Source organism: Frigoribacterium sp. UYMn621 (assembly GCF_040549525.1).
Classification (GTDB): domain Bacteria; phylum Actinomycetota; class Actinomycetes; order Actinomycetales; family Microbacteriaceae; genus Lacisediminihabitans.
This window is the reverse complement of the sequence record NZ_JBEPTM010000015.1, coordinates 1-13,909: the sequence shown is the minus strand read 5'-3', so window position 1 is coordinate 13,909 and position 13,909 is coordinate 1. Positions and strand designations below refer to the sequence as shown.

Genomic DNA, 13,909 nt, shown 5'->3' with positions numbered 1-13,909 from the left:
TCAGCCGGGCCTGGACGGTACTGACGACGCTACGCGCGATCGAGCGCGGCCACGACGATGGTGCCCTCGCCGGGCCGGGAGGTGATGGAGAGCGTTCCTCCCGCGACGTGAACGGTATCCCGCATGATCCGGAGTCCCAGATGACCGTCAGGGGAGGGACGCTCGGGGTCGAAGCCGTGACCGTCGTCGCGCACGATCAGCCTGGTGAACTCGCCATCCTGATTCACGGTGAGCGAGACGCTGCCGGCCTCGGCGTGCTTGATCGTGTTGGCGAGGGACTCTCTCGCCACCCGGTAGAGGATTGCGGCGCGATCCTGGTCGAGGTCGATCCGCTCGGGCAGGGACACGGAGGTCTCGATTCCGTGGTCGATGAGAGGATCGGTCAGCCTCGACAGCGCTTCGGCGAGACCCAGCCGCGCGAAGTCGGGGGGATACAGTTCCGTCGTCATCGACCGTAGCGCGCCGACATTGCGCTGCAGGATTGTGCGCGCTCGGCCGAAAAGGGGGCGTTCCCGCGGCGGCCCGTGCGCTTCTTCCGCCTCGAACGTGTAGGAGAGTCCCGCGAGATCCTGAATGACTTCATCATGGAGTTCCCTGGCGATCCGCCCGCGTTCGAGATCGGAGGCCACAATCGCATGCTGCAACAGGCGACGCCGGGATGCCTGACCGGCCTGGATGCGCTTGGCCAGACGGATCGCGGGCAGAAGCTGGGCGAGTTGCAGGGCCAGCAACGACAGGGTGAACGCGGGGATGATCTCCCGCGCGAGTGCGAGCTGTTGGGCGCTCACGGCCTCATCGTCGAAATAGGTCTCGAAAATGAAGGGCTGGCCGGAGGCACCGATCGCGCTCACGTTCACCTCGACAAGCGCTCCCAAAGCGGAATCCTGCTCGTTGTCGAGTCGCTGTTCGGTGCCGAACGACGCTCTTTCCGTGCCCCGAGCGATCAGGTCCGAGCTCCAGTCGGGGAGCGGATAGGTTCGACCGATCAGCGACGGTAGATCGGAATACAGGATCAGCCCGCTGGGATCCCAGACCTTCATTCTTTGGATGTAGTTGCCGGCCGCCCAGCGCGCCAGCCGGTCATTGAGCCTGCGCCGGGCGGTGGGGTCGCCGGCGAGGAGTTCGTCGGTGATGAGGGGGGCGACCGCGTAATCGGCGATTTCGTGTGTTCGCTCGACAGCCGCCGCCAGGGTGTAGCGTTCGGCCTGGCCACGGATCCACAGCGCAACCGGCACGGAGATCACCACGAGTGTGACCAGCCCGATCAGGAGGAACCTGATGACGGCGGCGCGCACTTCGGAGCGCTCGACGGCCGCGTCTTCGTCGTGGCGGGACGCGCGGGCCGCAGGATTCGGGGGCTTGGGTGCCCCCCGAATCTGCGGGCGAGGCATGTCAGTGTGCCCCGACGAGTCCGAGTCGGGTAGCGCTGACGACAGCCTCGAGCTGGGTGTGCACCCCGAGCTTTGCGAGGATGGACTTCACGTAGCCGCGGCAGGTGTTCTCCGAGATTCCCAGAATGACGGCATTGGCCCTCACGTCGTTCCCGTCCGCCATCAGGCGCAGGACCTCGAGCTCCCGAGGGGTGAACGTCTGAGTCGAGTTCTGGCGCTCGTGCTGGTTCCACCGCGCGTACAGCTGGGCGACCAGCGAGGGGTGCACCATGAAGCCGCCGGTCCGGACGTTGCGGAGAGTGTTCAACATGCCGGCCAAGGACCCGTCCTTCGGCAGGAAAGCTCCCACTCCGATCGTGGCGGCGTGCTGGACCGCCTCGGGAGTGGGATCGCCCGTCAGCATGACGATTCGGATGCCGGGGGACTCGGCAAGGATCGAGGCAGCGACACTCAGGCCGTTGACGTCGGGCAGGTGGTAATCCAGCACGACGAGGTCGGGATTCAGCTCGCGGCAGAGGCCGATCGCGCGACGGCCGCTGTCGGTCGAACCGACCGTCAAGAGGTCCGGTTCTCGATCGAGAGCCTCCGTCAGAAGCTCGGTGAACGTCGTATGGTCGTCGACAATGAGGATCCGGATCATGGCACTCCGCGGGCAAGGAGTCATTGGGTCGGGGCTGACCCGTCGTGCTGTGTTGCGCATTCCGTATCAGGGTTGGGACGCGTGGCTTCATTACCCATGCGCGGAGCACCGGTTGTGACCACCCCGTTACCCCCAGTTCGGGTGTCAAAGCACAGGTCTGGGGATCGCCGTTGCGCGGCGGTCCCCGGGGACGATTTCCCCCCGCGCGCTACCGGACCGTCCGGGATCCGGGTTTCGAAGTCGGTGGCATCGGCGCTGCCGCCACCCACCAGGTCTTCTCGGGCCGTGATGCTCCTCGACGGTAGGCTGAACACCGTCTCAGATACGGGACAGTCGACCGGGTGGGGGACGCGATGGATGACCGGCCCTCACAGTCCGCACCGGCAGCGCACCACACCCTCCGGATCCTCGGTCTGCTGTCGGCGCAGCGCGGGCCCGTCGCCGCATCGACCATCGCGCATGCCCTCGACCTTCCGCGCTCGACGGTCTATCGCCTGCTCGGCGTGCTCGAGGAGCATGGCTTCGTGCTGCATTTTCCGGAGGCACGGCGCTACGGAATCGGCATCGCCGCCTTCGAGCTGAGTTCGGGATTCATGCGCCAGGAACCGCTCACGCGGCTGGGCCGGCCCATCCTCTCGGCACTCGTCGATCGACTCGGGGAGAGCGCGCACCTGGCGGTGCTTCATGGTCGCGACGTCGTCTACCTCATCGAGGAGCGCGCGCCGCGGCGTCCCCACCTGGTGACGGATGTCGGAGTGAGGCTGCCGAGCCACGTCACCGCGAGCGGTCGGGCGCTGCTCGCAACCCTCCCGAAGTCTCAACTTCGCGCTCTCTTCCCCTCGAGTGAGAGTTTCGCGCACCACTCCGACACGGGACCGTCCAGCTATTCCGAGCTCTCCCGACTGCTCGAGAGCGTGCGCGAACGTGGATTTGCGGCGGAAGATGGGGACGTGACGGAGGGCATCGCCTCGGTCGCGGTGGCCGTGCGAGACCATGCCGGCTGGCCGGCCGCGGGTATCGCCGTATCGTTCCCGCGAGACGCGATTCCGGTGGAACGCTGGGCGGAGCTCGCCGACCAGATCGGCACGGTCGCGGCCGAACTCTCGCGCAGGATCAGCGGTCAGGCTTCGCCGAGGTAGACCCAGTGGCGGTCCGCGCGCACGAAGCGGCTGTTCTCGGACTGCACTCCGGCCGTGCCATCCGCTGCCCGCCAGTAGGCACGGAAGTCCACGGTTCCTGCGGTGTCGAGGAGCCCGCCCGCTGTTCGCGCGACGATATCGAGACGGTACCAGCGCAGTCCCGCATCGAGCTCGAAGGAGGCCGGACGCGTATCCGGATGCCAGCTGGCCAGGAGGTAGTCGGGGTCTCCGACCGCGAACGCCGAGTAGCGAGACCGCATGAGTCGCTCGGCTGTCGGTGGCCAGGCGGCACCACGGTGGAAGGGAGCGCAGCACTCGTCATAGTTGTCGCCGCTGAGGCAGGGGCAGCGCATGTCGTTCGCCATCCGTCGGGGTGCGTCCGTCACAGTGGTGGCCCTCCGGTAGCGATGTTGATGAGTCCGATGGCTACCAGGAGCGCTACGACTGTCAGAGCGATTCCGGCGAGGGGGACCCACCAACACAGTCTAGATTTTGCGCGATTCCTGACAATCACGACGATCGTCGCGAGCAGAACCGCAACCGACACCAGCGGAACGATGAACGATGCGACGGTGCCGAGCGTGTAGTCGCAGCTGGGGAGTGGGTATCCGCACGCATCGAACGCGAAGGGGAGGAAGACGTTGAGGAAGATCAGGTAGGCGCTGCTTGCGACCTGCAGCGCCGTGAGGATCACCGACACGGCCAGGTCGACACTTCGGGCTTCGGGGCTGGCGAGTCGACGGTCGCGCAGTCGACTTCCCCGACCGGGATCGACGGGATTGCCCAGCGGATCGTCCAGGGAGTCGGACGTCGCGTTCAGCCGGCGCAACTCGTCCATGAGGCGAATATAGCTCACCACCTCGGGCGGGTGGGGGATCCCGTCCCGCGTTGCATCGGGCCGGAACCGGTCATGCCTCGCGCTTCGAACGTAGGCTCGATCCATGAAACTCGGCATCCACTTCTCCAACTTCACCGTTACCGGCCAGCCGGAGTCGATCGCCTCCGTGTTGGCCGCGACCGCCAGAGCCGCTGACCAGGGAGGGGTCTCCGCGTTCACGCTCATGGACCACTGGTTCCAGATGGAGCAGATGGGCGGACCCGCAGAACCGATGCTCGAGGGCTACACCGGTCTGGGCTTCGTCGCCGGTATCACCGAGAGGATGTCACTCGGCCTCTTGGTCACGGGTGTCACCTATCGGCATCCCGGGCTTCTCGCCAAGACGGTCGCCACTCTCGACGTGTTGTCGCAGGGGCGTGCCGTGCTCGGCATCGGCGCGGCCTGGTACGAGCGCGAGCACCTCGGGCTCGGTGTGCCGTTCCCGTCGCTCCGCGATCGATTCGAGCAGCTCGAGGAGACTCTCCAGATCTGCCGACAGATGTGGAGCGATGACGACGGGCATTACGACGGACGCCACTTCCAGCTGGCAGAGACCATCTGCATCCCGCGCCCGCTCCAGGCACCGCGCCCGCTCCAGGCACCGCGCCCGCACATCATGATCGGCGGCAGCGGCGAGCAGAAGACCCTCCGACTGGTGGCGCGCTACGCCGACTCGTGCAACCTCTTCGCGGTGAGCCACGAGGTCGTGAAGCACAAGATCGCGGTGCTCGCCGGGCACTGCGAGACCGAACAGCGCGACCTCGCCAGCATCGAGAAGACGATCATCGGGGGTGCCGATCCGCTCGAGGACGTGGATGGATTCCTCTCCAGCATGTCGGAGTACGCGGCGATCGGTGTGGACCAGATCACGATGAGCCCGCACGGGAGCGATCCGGTCGCCTGGACGGAGCGCATGGTGGAGCGGGTTCTTCCCCGCCTCGCCGAAGTCTGAGTACGAAACCCTGGGCACGATCATGCAGCGAACTGTAGGTATCGCGGAGTATTTTTAGTGGTATGTCACGCACCTGGTTGAAGTGGATGCCCGCGGTCGCGGTCCCGGTATTGATCGCATCGGCTGCCGTCGCCGTTCCTCTCTCGGCGAATGCCGCCGTGAACCTCCCCACGAAGACCCCTGCCCAGGTGCTCGCCCTCGCCGCGGGCGAGAAAGTCACGGCGTTGTCCGGCACGATCGCGCAGACCTCGAGCCTCGGCCTGCCGCAGTTGCCCACCACCGGAGCGGATGCCTCGGCGGGCTCGGCCCTCGAACTGCTCACCGGATCCCACACTGCTCGCGTCTTCATCGACGGCTCGACGAAGCAGCGGGTTCAGGTGCTCGACAACATGGCCGAGCGGGACCTCGTGCGCAGTGGCTCCGATGTGTGGCTCTACGATTCGAAGAAGAAGACCGCGGTGCACTCGACTCTCACTGCTCCGGCGGCAAAGTCGGCAACCCAAGACTTGGTGACCACCCCTGACCAACTCGCCGCGAAGCTCCTCGCCTCCGTGGATTCGAGCACCGCGGTCTCTATCGGCTCCGACCTTCGCGTCGCCGGCCGCACCGCGTACGACCTCGTGTTGACACCGAAGGCCTCGGACACCCTGGTCGGCTCGGTCTCGATCGCGGTGGACTCCGAAACGGGACTCCCGCTCTCGGTCGAGGTCTTTGCGCGGTCGCAGAAGACTCCGGCCTTCAGCGTCGGCTTCTCCAAAATCGATCTCGGCGCGCCCGCTGCCAGCCTCTTCGCGTTCACCCCGCCGGCCGGTGCGAAGGTCACGGAGAAAGCCCCGAAGGCCGAAACCGCACGCCCCGGCATGCCGACCAGCGATGCCGCCAAACCGACGGTCACCGGCACCGGCTGGGACTCCATCGTGGCCGTGCCGGCCGGTAAGGGAACCGCGAGCGCGACATCCTCCCCGCTCTTCGGCAAGCTGACGACCGCCGTGGCGGGGGGACATGTGTTCCACACCAGCCTTGTCAACGTGTTGCTGACGGATGATGGACGCGTGTTCGCCGGTTCGGTGCCGGTGGCGAAGCTCCAGGCTGCCGCCGCCGCGAAGTGAGCCCCGTCGCGACCGGGTTCGCGATCCGCACCGATTCTCTGACTAAACGATTCGGATCGCAGCTCGCGGTCGACGGGGTGAATCTGAGCGTGCCCCTCGGGTCGGTGTTCGGTTTCCTCGGGCCCAACGGGTCGGGCAAGACCACCACCATCCGCCTCCTTCTCGGCCTCGCCTCGGCGACCAGCGGCGAGATCGAAGTGCTCGGCAAACGAATGCCGGACGACCTGCGCGCGGTGCTCCCCGAGGTCGGCGCACTCGTCGAAGGACCCGGCTTCTATCCCTATCTGTCCGGTGCTGCCAATCTCCACCGTCTCGACAGCGCCGACGGGCACGCGACATCCGCCACCCGACGCACCCGGGTGCACACCGCGCTCGAACGGGTGGGGCTCTCCCACGCAGCGGGCAAGAAAGTGAAGGCATACTCCCTCGGCATGAAACAGCGGCTCGGCATCGCCAATGCCCTGTTGACGCCGCGGCGGCTGCTCGTGCTCGATGAGCCGACGAATGGTCTGGATCCGCAGGGCACTCGTGAAGTGCGGAGCCTCATCCGGTCCCTCGCGGCCGAGGGGACCACCGTGTTCGTCTCCAGCCACCTTCTCGCGGAGATCGAGCAGGTGTGCACCGATGCCGCGGTGATGAGCGTCGGTCGCCTCGTCGCACAGGGAACGATCTCCGAGCTGCGGGGGGTCGGGGGAGCGCGAGTGCGGCTCGAGACTCCGGATCCGGCTGCCGCCGCAGCCGTCCTCTCCCGCTTCGGGATGACCGTGGCTCATCAGAGCGGGGATTCCGGCGAGCTCGTCGCCGCTTTCGGCGATCGAGAAACCGCTCCGGATGCCGTGGTCGTCGCACTCGTCGAGGCGGGGGTGCGGGTGCGTTCGTTCACCATCGATCGCCCGAGCCTCGAACAGCGTTTCGTCGATCTCACGGGGGAGGGGTTCGATGTCGCAGGCTGATCGAACCGCCCTTCGCTCGCGGCCGGCCGTGGGGCTGCCGCTGCTGGCATCCGAGATCTCGGTGCTCTTCCGCCGCCGACGCACGGGGGCGATGCTCGTCTCCCTCGCCCTCATACCCGTGTTGATCGCGGTGGCGGTGAAGCTCTCCTCCGGCTCGTCGTCCGGCCGTGGTCCGGCGTTTCTCGACCAGGTGAGCCAGAATGGGCTCTTCGTCAGCTTCGTCGGACTGCTCGTCTCGGTGCCACTCTTCCTGCCCCTCACGGTCGGGGTCGTCGCCGGCGACACGATAGCGGGGGAGGCCAGCGCGGGCACCCTGCGCTACCTGCTGATCGCCCCGGCGGGCCGTGTGCGACTTCTCCTGGTGAAGTACCTCGCCACAGCGGTTTTCTGCCTGGCGGCGACGCTCGCGGTCGCCATCGCCGGAGCCGTGATCGGTGCCGCGCTGTTCCCGATCGGACCGGTCACCCTTCTCTCAGGCGACAGCATCGAGGTCGGCGACTCGATCGTGCGGTCGTTGTTGATCGCCGCCTACATCACCGTCTCGCTGCTCGGGCTGTCCGCGATCGGTCTCTTCATCTCCACGATGACCGACGTGCCGGTGGGTGCCATGGCCACCACGATCGTGCTCTCCGTCGTGTCGCAGGTGCTCGACTCGCTTCCGCAGCTCGACTGGCTGCACCCCTGGTTGTTCAGCCACTACTGGCTGGGCTTCGCCGACCTGTTGCGCCAGCCGATCTCCTGGGATTCCTTCGGCAACAACGCCATTCTGCAGGCCGGGTACATCCTCGTCTTCGGCGCTCTCGCCTTCGGGCGATTCACCACGAAAGACATCCTCTCCTGACGGGAGTTGCCGTGCCCGGGCGGCATCGGCCCGCAGTGTCGGACGGCTCGGGCATCCTGTTGCCATGGCGGAACCGGTCGAACTGTGGTGGGCGAGACGCCAGTGGTCGAAGGCTCTCGAGGTGCCGTATCCGGTCGGGTGCTATCGCAGCGACTGGGAGCGTTACCCGGTATTGGTGCGCCAGTACCATCCCGACCTGAATTCCGGAATCACCCTGACCCAGGTGCCGCCGGCGGCCGAGGTGTATCTCGTCTGGCAGTGCGATGTCGGCCATCGGTTCGTGGCGACCCCTGATGAGCAACGGCAGCGACCCGGTCAGTCGAGGCGGCGTTCGACCTGGTGTCCGGAGTGCGCGGCGGGAGCGACGAAACGTCGGGCACCGTCTCCCTCCCGCAGCCTGGCACCGGTACGTCCCCGGTCTTCTGCCACTAGCGCCCGGATCGCACGGCCGGCGCCCGGGATCGGAGCGGTCGGCGAAGCCTTCCTCAGCTCGCTCGCACCGAAGCCGGCCTCGGCGGCCGAGGGCGACCTTCGCCACCGCCTGGCCGAGCGACTGGACCTGGATTTCGGGCTGAACGCGGTGCGGGTCGCCCGGCCGTTCTTCACGCGTCACGAGGTGTGGCCAGACATCGTGCTTGCCGAGCTACGGGTGGCAATCGAATACGACACGACGGGAAGGGACGGGCTCGAGCACGTCGGCCGGCGCGAAGAGACCGATCGGCGCAAGGATCGACTGCTGCGAGCGGCGGGTTGGGAGGTCGTGCGCATCCGTTGCGGAAAGCTGAGGCCCATCGGGCCCTTCGATATCACCGCGGCCGGAATCTCGGCGAAGACCATCGAGAGACTCGTCGAGAAACTGGGGGAGATCCGCGGTGAGCTGATCCTGGAGTGCTATCGCCGCACTGAGGCACTCGGCTAGGGCAGGAGCCCGGCCCGGCGGGCCGCGACCACCGCTTCGTAGCGACTTCCGGCCTTGAGCTTGCGCATGGCAGAGGAGAGGTAGCTCTTCACGGTGCTCTCCGTGAGGCCGAGTTGACGGGCGACCGTGCCGTTCTGCTTGCCCAGCGCGACCTGGGAGAGCACATCCAGCTCACGGGGTGACAGCGGGGGAGCGCTCGGCACGCGGGCTGTCTCCCTGATGCCCAGGCTGCGGGAGGCCCGATCGAGTCGGCCGGCGAGAACCGGGTCGTCGATCTCGCGGCCGATCTCCCGGAGTTCCGCGAACAGCGCGCGATGCTCCTGGCGTTCCACCGGATCGACGCTCCGCTGGCCGGGCAGACCGCTCTCGCTCTCCAGCGCCGCGAGGCGGCGCTCCACCTCGTCGTGCACGGAGTACTCCCAGGCCAGGTCGCGCGCGGCGCGAAGTGCCCCCTGTAGAACGGTGTCACCGAACTGCGTCGGCTGCCGGTGGCCGCCGTAGATTACGGCCCTCACTGAGCCGTCGACCACGATGGGCACCGCGAGTAGGGAGACGATCCCTTCGGCGGATACCTCGCGGTCGTAACGGTGCGTGATGGTCGTCGCCTGCCGATAGTGGGTGGCGGTGACGGGCCGGCGCTCGGCGAGCGCGCGGCCGCCGAGTCCCTGCGTCGGTTCGACGACGAGCCCATGGATACTCTGCCCGAGAGTGCCGACGAAGGAGGTGAGTGGGGCTCCGTCCCGGGTGGCCAGCCCCCCGAAGGTGATCGGCAGGTCGATGCTGGAAGAGAGGGCGCGAATACTCCGCTGAAGCAGGTCGAGGTCGTGTGACGACTCGGATCCCGGTGATGCAGCGGTCATTTCCCTACCTCCTTTAGGCGGTAGTCGGGCCCTTCGATGTTCCCTTAGCCTGCATCGTAACAGGCCGGAGTCGCCGACTCCCGAATCGATCACGATGACCATTTCACAGGAGAAATGCCATGCCGAGGAACTCACCCCCTCTCGATTCTGCGAACGACTCGCCGCTCACGCCGCTGCGGTTCCTCAAGCGCTCCGCCGAGGTATTCCCCGACAAGACCGCCATCGTCTATGGCGCACGGGTCTACACCTACGCGGAGTTCGCTGCCGCCGCCGAGGCGCTCGCCCGCGCCATCCGCTCCCGGATCATCCCGGGGGATCGCGTGGTGTTCCTGTCGCCGAATACGCCCGAGATGCTCATCGCACAGTTCGCGGTGCCGCTGGCCGGCGGCATCCTCATCGCACTCAACCCCCGTCTTTCGCCCTCGGAGGTGCGGTATGTGATCGAGCATTCCGGGGCAAGTCTTCTCTTCTACGACGCCGAGTTCGCTTCGGCCATCGGAGACTCCCGCGAGCAGTGTTCCACGTTGCGCGCCGTCGTGGAGATCCCCGACCCGGAATTCGGATGCGCGGAGAGCGGCGTCAGCATCGGCCAGGAGTCCTATCGCGCCTTCGGTTCCGCGACGGCGGCCAACAAGACCCCGGTGCGCTGGGAGATCGACGACGAGCGAGCGGTCATCTCGATCAACTACACCTCCGGCACCACCGGCAAGCCTAAGGGGGTCATGTACAGCCATCGCGGCGCATACCTCAACGCGATGGGCGAGGTCTTCCACAACGGACTCGACAACCAATCGGTGTACCTCTGGACCCTCCCGCTGTTCCACTGCAACGGGTGGTGCACGCCGTGGGCTGTCACCGCCGCGAGTGGCACGCACGTCTGCCTGCGCGCAGTTCGGCCGGCATCCATCTGGTCGGCCATCGATGAACTCGGGGTCACGAACCTGTGCGGGGCGCCCACGGTCTGCAACGTGATCGCCAATGCCGAGGAGGCCCATCCGCTCGAGCACCCGCTGCGCATCACGACGGCGGGCGCGCCGCCGTCGCCCACCATCATCGAACGTCTCGAGCGGCTCGGTGCGCGAGTGACCCACGTCTACGGTCTCACCGAGGCCTACGGGCCATTCACCATCTGCGAGTACCAACAGTCCTGGGACTCCCTGCCGCCCGCCGCTCGGGCGACGCAGATCGCCCGCCAGGGAGTCTCGATGGTGCAGGCGGAGACCCCGCGCGTTGTGGACGCGGAGATGGCGGATGTGCCCAGAGACGGCAGCACCATCGGGGAGATCGTGTTGCGTGGCAACAACGTGATGGTCGGCTACTACAGGGACGCCGCAGCCACCGCCGCGGCCTTCGCCGGCGGATGGTTTCACACCGGCGACCTGGGAGTGATGCATCCCGACGGGTATATCGAGGTCAAGGACCGCGCAAAAGACATCATCATCTCCGGGGGTGAGAACATCTCCTCCATCGAGATCGAGAACTCGATAGCCTCGCACCCCAGCGTGGCTGACGTCGCGGTGGTGGGCTTCGCCCATGAGACCTGGGGTGAGCGGCCGGAGGCCTACGTCCTGCTGCACGAGGGACATTTCGCCACGGCGGAGGAGATCTCCAGCCACGCACGATTGACCCTGGCGAGATTCAAGGTGCCGGACTCCGTCGTCTTCGTCGACACGCTTCCCCGCACGGCGACCGGCAAGGTGGTCAAAGCATCGCTGCGCGCGCAATCGGCGCGATCAGAGCGTGTTCCCGCGCAATAACCCCCCCCACCACCGGGACGGCCTCCGCCGGTCCGGCCAGCACGATGCACGCCACACACACAAAGGAGTGTCACTTGACCACCATCACCGATCACCAGCCGTCCGCCTCCCGGGAATTCGAGCGCCACGCGATCGCTCCGGTCGTTGCGGAGGCGCGAGTCATCGCGGATCCGGCCGGCCTCGGGCTCGGAGCGTTCGCCCTCACGACCTTCGTGCTGAGCCTGGCGAACTCCGGAATCATCGGGGGAGCCGGCGCTGCCGTACTCGGGATCGCCCTCTTCTACGGAGGCCTCGCGCAGGTCGCCGCCGGTATGTGGGAGTTCGTGAAGGGCAACACCTTCGGTGCCACCGCCTTCAGCTCCTACGGCGCCTTCTGGCTCGCCTTCTGGTGGCTGCTCACCAACCCCGAGGTCGAAAAGGCCGCCGGCGCCGCCGGGGTCGGAGCCTTCCTTCTCGCCTGGACGATCTTCTCCGCCCTCATGACGGTGGCATCGGCGAAGACCAACGCGGTGCTCTTCGCGACCTTCGTGGCGGTGACCCTCACGTTCGTCGCGCTCACCGTCGGGGCGTTCACGGGCATCGCGGGGATCACCCAGCTGGGTGGATGGATCGGTATCATCGCCGCGGGGCTCGCCTGGTACGGTTCCTTCGCGGTGGTAACGAACGCCACCTGGAAGCGCGTCGTGCTGCCGGTGTGGCCCGCCGCCTAATCCCTGGACGGATGTCGGCTGATCGGCATAGCGTGTTCTCGAGGGCGTTCTTCACTGCCCGGAGAGGGACAGTCATGACGACACTTGCGAATCGGCCCAACACGGCGCTGGTGGTGATCGACGTTCAGAATGATATCGTTGCCGCAGCTCACGAGCGCGACGCCGTCATCGCGCATATCAACACCCTCGTCGGCAAGGCTCGCGACGAGGGTGTTGCCGTGGTGTGGGTGCAGCACTCTGACGATGGCCTGGAACACGGCAGCGAGGGCTGGAAGTACGTTCCGGAGCTCGTCCGGCGTGAATCCGAGCCCATCGTGCAGAAGCATTACGGCGACTCCTTCGAGGGCACCGAGCTCGAGCGAGTGCTGGCCGAAGTCGGGGCCGGGCGGCTGGTGGTCGCGGGGGCGGAGACTGACGCGTGCATCCGATCCACGATCCACGGCGCATTCACGCGCGGCTACGACGTCACTCTGGTGAGCGATGCTCACACCACGAACGACCAGAGCGAATGGGGCGCGCCTCCGCCCGAGCAGGTCATCGCTCACACGAACCTCTACTGGGGTTTCCAGGGCGCCCCCGGACGCACCGCCGCCGTCACGCAAACCAGCGAAGTCAGCTTCGACGCCTGATGACGGGGGATCGCGCGACTGGTGGGACACGGTCAGCGAGGGTAGTCTCGCGGCGATTCGCAACCGGCGATCTGCCGGTACTCAGTGAGGCGCGGTCCCTGTCGCCCATCCGAATGCAGGGAGAGTCGCCGTGGGAGTGACGGGAATCGGGGGGCTGTTCTTCCGAAGCCGGGATCCGGAGGCGCGGTCCGCGTGGTACCGCGAGCACCTCGGTATCGGGTTCGGGGAGCATGGCATCTGGAAGCAGGATGCCGGAGTGACCGTCTTCGCCCCTTTCGCCTCGGACACCGACTATTTCGCGGCCGACCAGTCGTTCATGCTCAACCTCCGTGTGACCGAACTGGACGCACTGGTGTCCATGCTCGAAGCATCCGGCATCGTGGTCGAGCGGAGACCAGAGTGGGACAGTGCCGACTCCGGGCGATTCGCCCGCATTCATGATCCCGAAGGTCTTGCCATCGAGCTCTGGGAGCCCGCGGACTGAATCGGGCCGGAGCCCACTGGTCCGCGCTGCCGCGCCTGGCCGGGCGGTGCCTGCAGCCCTCCGAATCGAGGGATCATCCGGCCACATCATGCCTAGCCGCAGACGACTCGGCGCGCTACGCTGCTGCCAGCAATTGTTCGCATTCACTCCGGTAAGAGGAAGAAGGCGCGACCATGTCGGCTGCCAGCGAAGAATCTCCCACGTCGGTGATCCACGATGATGCCGGCGGACCGGCACGCTCGCTGGGGATGTCGGGTCACGGTGCCCTGGATTCGGTGCATCGAGAGCTCGAACGTCATGCCCTCGACGGGCCGGGAGCTCTCGACCCGCTGCTGACCTACCGCGACGCCCTCCTCGATCGATACATCATGGACCGGCCGATCTTCACGCTGGCCTGGCCACCGAACCTCTACATTCCCGCCGATGCGGATCCAACGAAGTATTGGATCACCGCACCCCCTGCCGATCACCGGTATCGCTACCGGTGGACCGATCCACAGCCGACCGCCAGCAGCGCATCAGAGAAAACCGGGCACCTGTTCAGCTGGACCAAGGGACTGCCCCGAGTTCAGTTGACTCGTTGGGTTAGTGGTTTTATGCGGCGTTGAGGGCCATGTTGATTGTCTCAAACTCGATCGGGGTGAGTTT

The 13,909-nt window shown here is 66.7% G+C and carries 16 protein-coding genes; 11 read left to right on the top strand and 5 right to left on the bottom strand.

The window, feature by feature from the left end:
* Window positions 1-29: 29 nt before the first annotated feature.
* Window positions 30-1,391 (bottom strand): sensor histidine kinase, encoded by a 1,362-nt coding sequence (locus ABIB54_RS16050; RefSeq protein WP_354576531.1) that lies wholly within the window; start codon window positions 1,389-1,391, stop codon window positions 30-32.
* Window position 1,392: 1 nt separating this feature from the next.
* Window positions 1,393-2,031: a response regulator transcription factor gene (locus tag ABIB54_RS16045; protein WP_354576530.1), complete on the bottom strand. Its 639-nt coding sequence runs from the start codon at window positions 2,029-2,031 to the stop codon at window positions 1,393-1,395.
* A gap of 353 nt (window positions 2,032-2,384) precedes the next feature.
* Between ABIB54_RS16045 and ABIB54_RS16040 the strand changes: the two genes are divergently transcribed.
* A complete protein-coding gene (locus tag ABIB54_RS16040) occupies window positions 2,385-3,170 on the top strand; it encodes an IclR family transcriptional regulator (RefSeq protein WP_354576529.1) in 786 nt (261 codons plus the stop codon).
* On the opposite strand, the gene ABIB54_RS16035 is transcribed toward ABIB54_RS16040, so the two are convergent.
* Together ABIB54_RS16035 and ABIB54_RS16030 are read right to left on the bottom strand one after the other, a co-directional pair.
* Window positions 3,152-3,535 carry a YchJ family protein gene (locus tag ABIB54_RS16035; protein ID WP_354576546.1) on the bottom strand — a complete coding sequence of 128 codons (384 nt, stop codon included), beginning with the start codon at window positions 3,533-3,535 and terminating at the stop codon, window positions 3,152-3,154. The two genes, ABIB54_RS16040 and ABIB54_RS16035, sit on opposite strands and share 19 nt — an antisense overlap.
* A gap of 17 nt (window positions 3,536-3,552) precedes the next feature.
* Window positions 3,553-4,008 carry a hypothetical protein gene (locus ABIB54_RS16030; protein WP_354576528.1) on the bottom strand — a complete coding sequence of 152 codons (456 nt, stop codon included), beginning with the start codon at window positions 4,006-4,008 and terminating at the stop codon, window positions 3,553-3,555.
* 103 nt (window positions 4,009-4,111) lie between these two features.
* Between ABIB54_RS16030 and ABIB54_RS16025 the strand changes: the two genes are divergently transcribed.
* The 5 genes from ABIB54_RS16025 (at window position 4,112) to ABIB54_RS16005 (ending at window position 8,821) form a co-directional block, all read left to right on the top strand.
* The gene (locus ABIB54_RS16025; RefSeq protein ID WP_354576527.1) at window positions 4,112-4,999 is read left to right on the top strand and encodes an LLM class F420-dependent oxidoreductase; all 888 of its coding nucleotides are present in this window, start codon (window positions 4,112-4,114) and stop codon (window positions 4,997-4,999) included.
* A gap of 62 nt (window positions 5,000-5,061) precedes the next feature.
* The gene (locus tag ABIB54_RS16020) at window positions 5,062-6,108 is read left to right on the top strand and encodes a LolA family protein (RefSeq protein WP_354576526.1); all 1,047 of its coding nucleotides are present in this window, start codon (window positions 5,062-5,064) and stop codon (window positions 6,106-6,108) included.
* Window positions 6,105-7,061, top strand: a complete 957-nt coding sequence (locus tag ABIB54_RS16015; protein WP_354576525.1) for an ABC transporter ATP-binding protein — start codon at window positions 6,105-6,107, stop codon at window positions 7,059-7,061. Before ABIB54_RS16020 ends, ABIB54_RS16015 begins: the two co-directional genes overlap by 4 nt.
* Entirely contained in the window at window positions 7,048-7,902 is an 855-nt protein-coding gene (locus ABIB54_RS16010; protein WP_354576524.1) for an ABC transporter permease, read from the top strand. Before ABIB54_RS16015 ends, ABIB54_RS16010 begins: the two co-directional genes overlap by 14 nt.
* Window positions 7,903-7,966: 64 nt before the next feature.
* A complete protein-coding gene (locus ABIB54_RS16005) occupies window positions 7,967-8,821 on the top strand; it encodes a zinc-ribbon domain-containing protein (protein WP_354576523.1) in 855 nt (284 codons plus the stop codon).
* Here ABIB54_RS16005 and ABIB54_RS16000 read toward each other — a convergent pair.
* The gene (locus ABIB54_RS16000) at window positions 8,818-9,681 is read right to left on the bottom strand and encodes a helix-turn-helix transcriptional regulator (RefSeq protein ID WP_354576522.1); all 864 of its coding nucleotides are present in this window, start codon (window positions 9,679-9,681) and stop codon (window positions 8,818-8,820) included. The genes ABIB54_RS16005 and ABIB54_RS16000 overlap by 4 nt on opposite strands.
* Before the next feature lie 119 nt (window positions 9,682-9,800).
* Between ABIB54_RS16000 and ABIB54_RS15995 the strand changes: the two genes are divergently transcribed.
* The 5 genes from ABIB54_RS15995 (at window position 9,801) to ABIB54_RS15975 (ending at window position 13,869) form a co-directional block, all read left to right on the top strand.
* Window positions 9,801-11,438: an AMP-binding protein gene (locus tag ABIB54_RS15995; protein ID WP_354576521.1), complete on the top strand. Its 1,638-nt coding sequence runs from the start codon at window positions 9,801-9,803 to the stop codon at window positions 11,436-11,438.
* 74 nt (window positions 11,439-11,512) lie between these two features.
* Window positions 11,513-12,148 (top strand): acetate uptake transporter, encoded by a 636-nt coding sequence (locus tag ABIB54_RS15990; protein WP_354576519.1) that lies wholly within the window; start codon window positions 11,513-11,515, stop codon window positions 12,146-12,148.
* 74 nt (window positions 12,149-12,222) lie between these two features.
* Complete coding sequence (locus ABIB54_RS15985; protein ID WP_354576518.1) at window positions 12,223-12,777, top strand: cysteine hydrolase family protein; 555 nt, start codon at window positions 12,223-12,225, stop codon at window positions 12,775-12,777.
* Between the two features lie 130 nt (window positions 12,778-12,907).
* Window positions 12,908-13,261 carry a VOC family protein gene (locus ABIB54_RS15980; RefSeq protein WP_354576516.1) on the top strand — a complete coding sequence of 118 codons (354 nt, stop codon included), beginning with the start codon at window positions 12,908-12,910 and terminating at the stop codon, window positions 13,259-13,261.
* Window positions 13,262-13,434: 173 nt separating this feature from the next.
* Window positions 13,435-13,869 carry a hypothetical protein gene (locus ABIB54_RS15975; RefSeq protein ID WP_354576515.1) on the top strand — a complete coding sequence of 145 codons (435 nt, stop codon included), beginning with the start codon at window positions 13,435-13,437 and terminating at the stop codon, window positions 13,867-13,869.
* Window positions 13,870-13,909 lie beyond the last annotated feature (40 nt).

Bases quoted from the DNA above. Each gene is read 5' to 3' on its own strand.
- ABIB54_RS16050 (WP_354576531.1), bottom strand. From the start codon at position 1,391: ATGCCTCGCCCGCAGATTCGGGGGGCACCCAAGCCCCCGAATCCTGCG.
- ABIB54_RS16045 (WP_354576530.1), bottom strand. From the start codon at position 2,031: ATGATCCGGATCCTCATTGTCGACGACCATACGACGTTCACCGAGCTT.
- ABIB54_RS16040 (WP_354576529.1), top strand. From the start codon at position 2,385: ATGGATGACCGGCCCTCACAGTCCGCACCGGCAGCGCACCACACCCTC.
- ABIB54_RS16035 (WP_354576546.1), bottom strand. From the start codon at position 3,535: ATGGCGAACGACATGCGCTGCCCCTGCCTCAGCGGCGACAACTATGAC.
- ABIB54_RS16030 (WP_354576528.1), bottom strand. From the start codon at position 4,008: ATGGACGAGTTGCGCCGGCTGAACGCGACGTCCGACTCCCTGGACGAT.
- ABIB54_RS16025 (WP_354576527.1), top strand. From the start codon at position 4,112: ATGAAACTCGGCATCCACTTCTCCAACTTCACCGTTACCGGCCAGCCG.
- ABIB54_RS16020 (WP_354576526.1), top strand. From the start codon at position 5,062: ATGTCACGCACCTGGTTGAAGTGGATGCCCGCGGTCGCGGTCCCGGTA.
- ABIB54_RS16010 (WP_354576524.1), top strand. From the start codon at position 7,048: ATGTCGCAGGCTGATCGAACCGCCCTTCGCTCGCGGCCGGCCGTGGGG.
- ABIB54_RS16005 (WP_354576523.1), top strand. From the start codon at position 7,967: ATGGCGGAACCGGTCGAACTGTGGTGGGCGAGACGCCAGTGGTCGAAG.
- ABIB54_RS16000 (WP_354576522.1), bottom strand. From the start codon at position 9,681: ATGACCGCTGCATCACCGGGATCCGAGTCGTCACACGACCTCGACCTG.
- ABIB54_RS15995 (WP_354576521.1), top strand. From the start codon at position 9,801: ATGCCGAGGAACTCACCCCCTCTCGATTCTGCGAACGACTCGCCGCTC.
- ABIB54_RS15985 (WP_354576518.1), top strand. From the start codon at position 12,223: ATGACGACACTTGCGAATCGGCCCAACACGGCGCTGGTGGTGATCGAC.
- ABIB54_RS15975 (WP_354576515.1), top strand. From the start codon at position 13,435: ATGTCGGCTGCCAGCGAAGAATCTCCCACGTCGGTGATCCACGATGAT.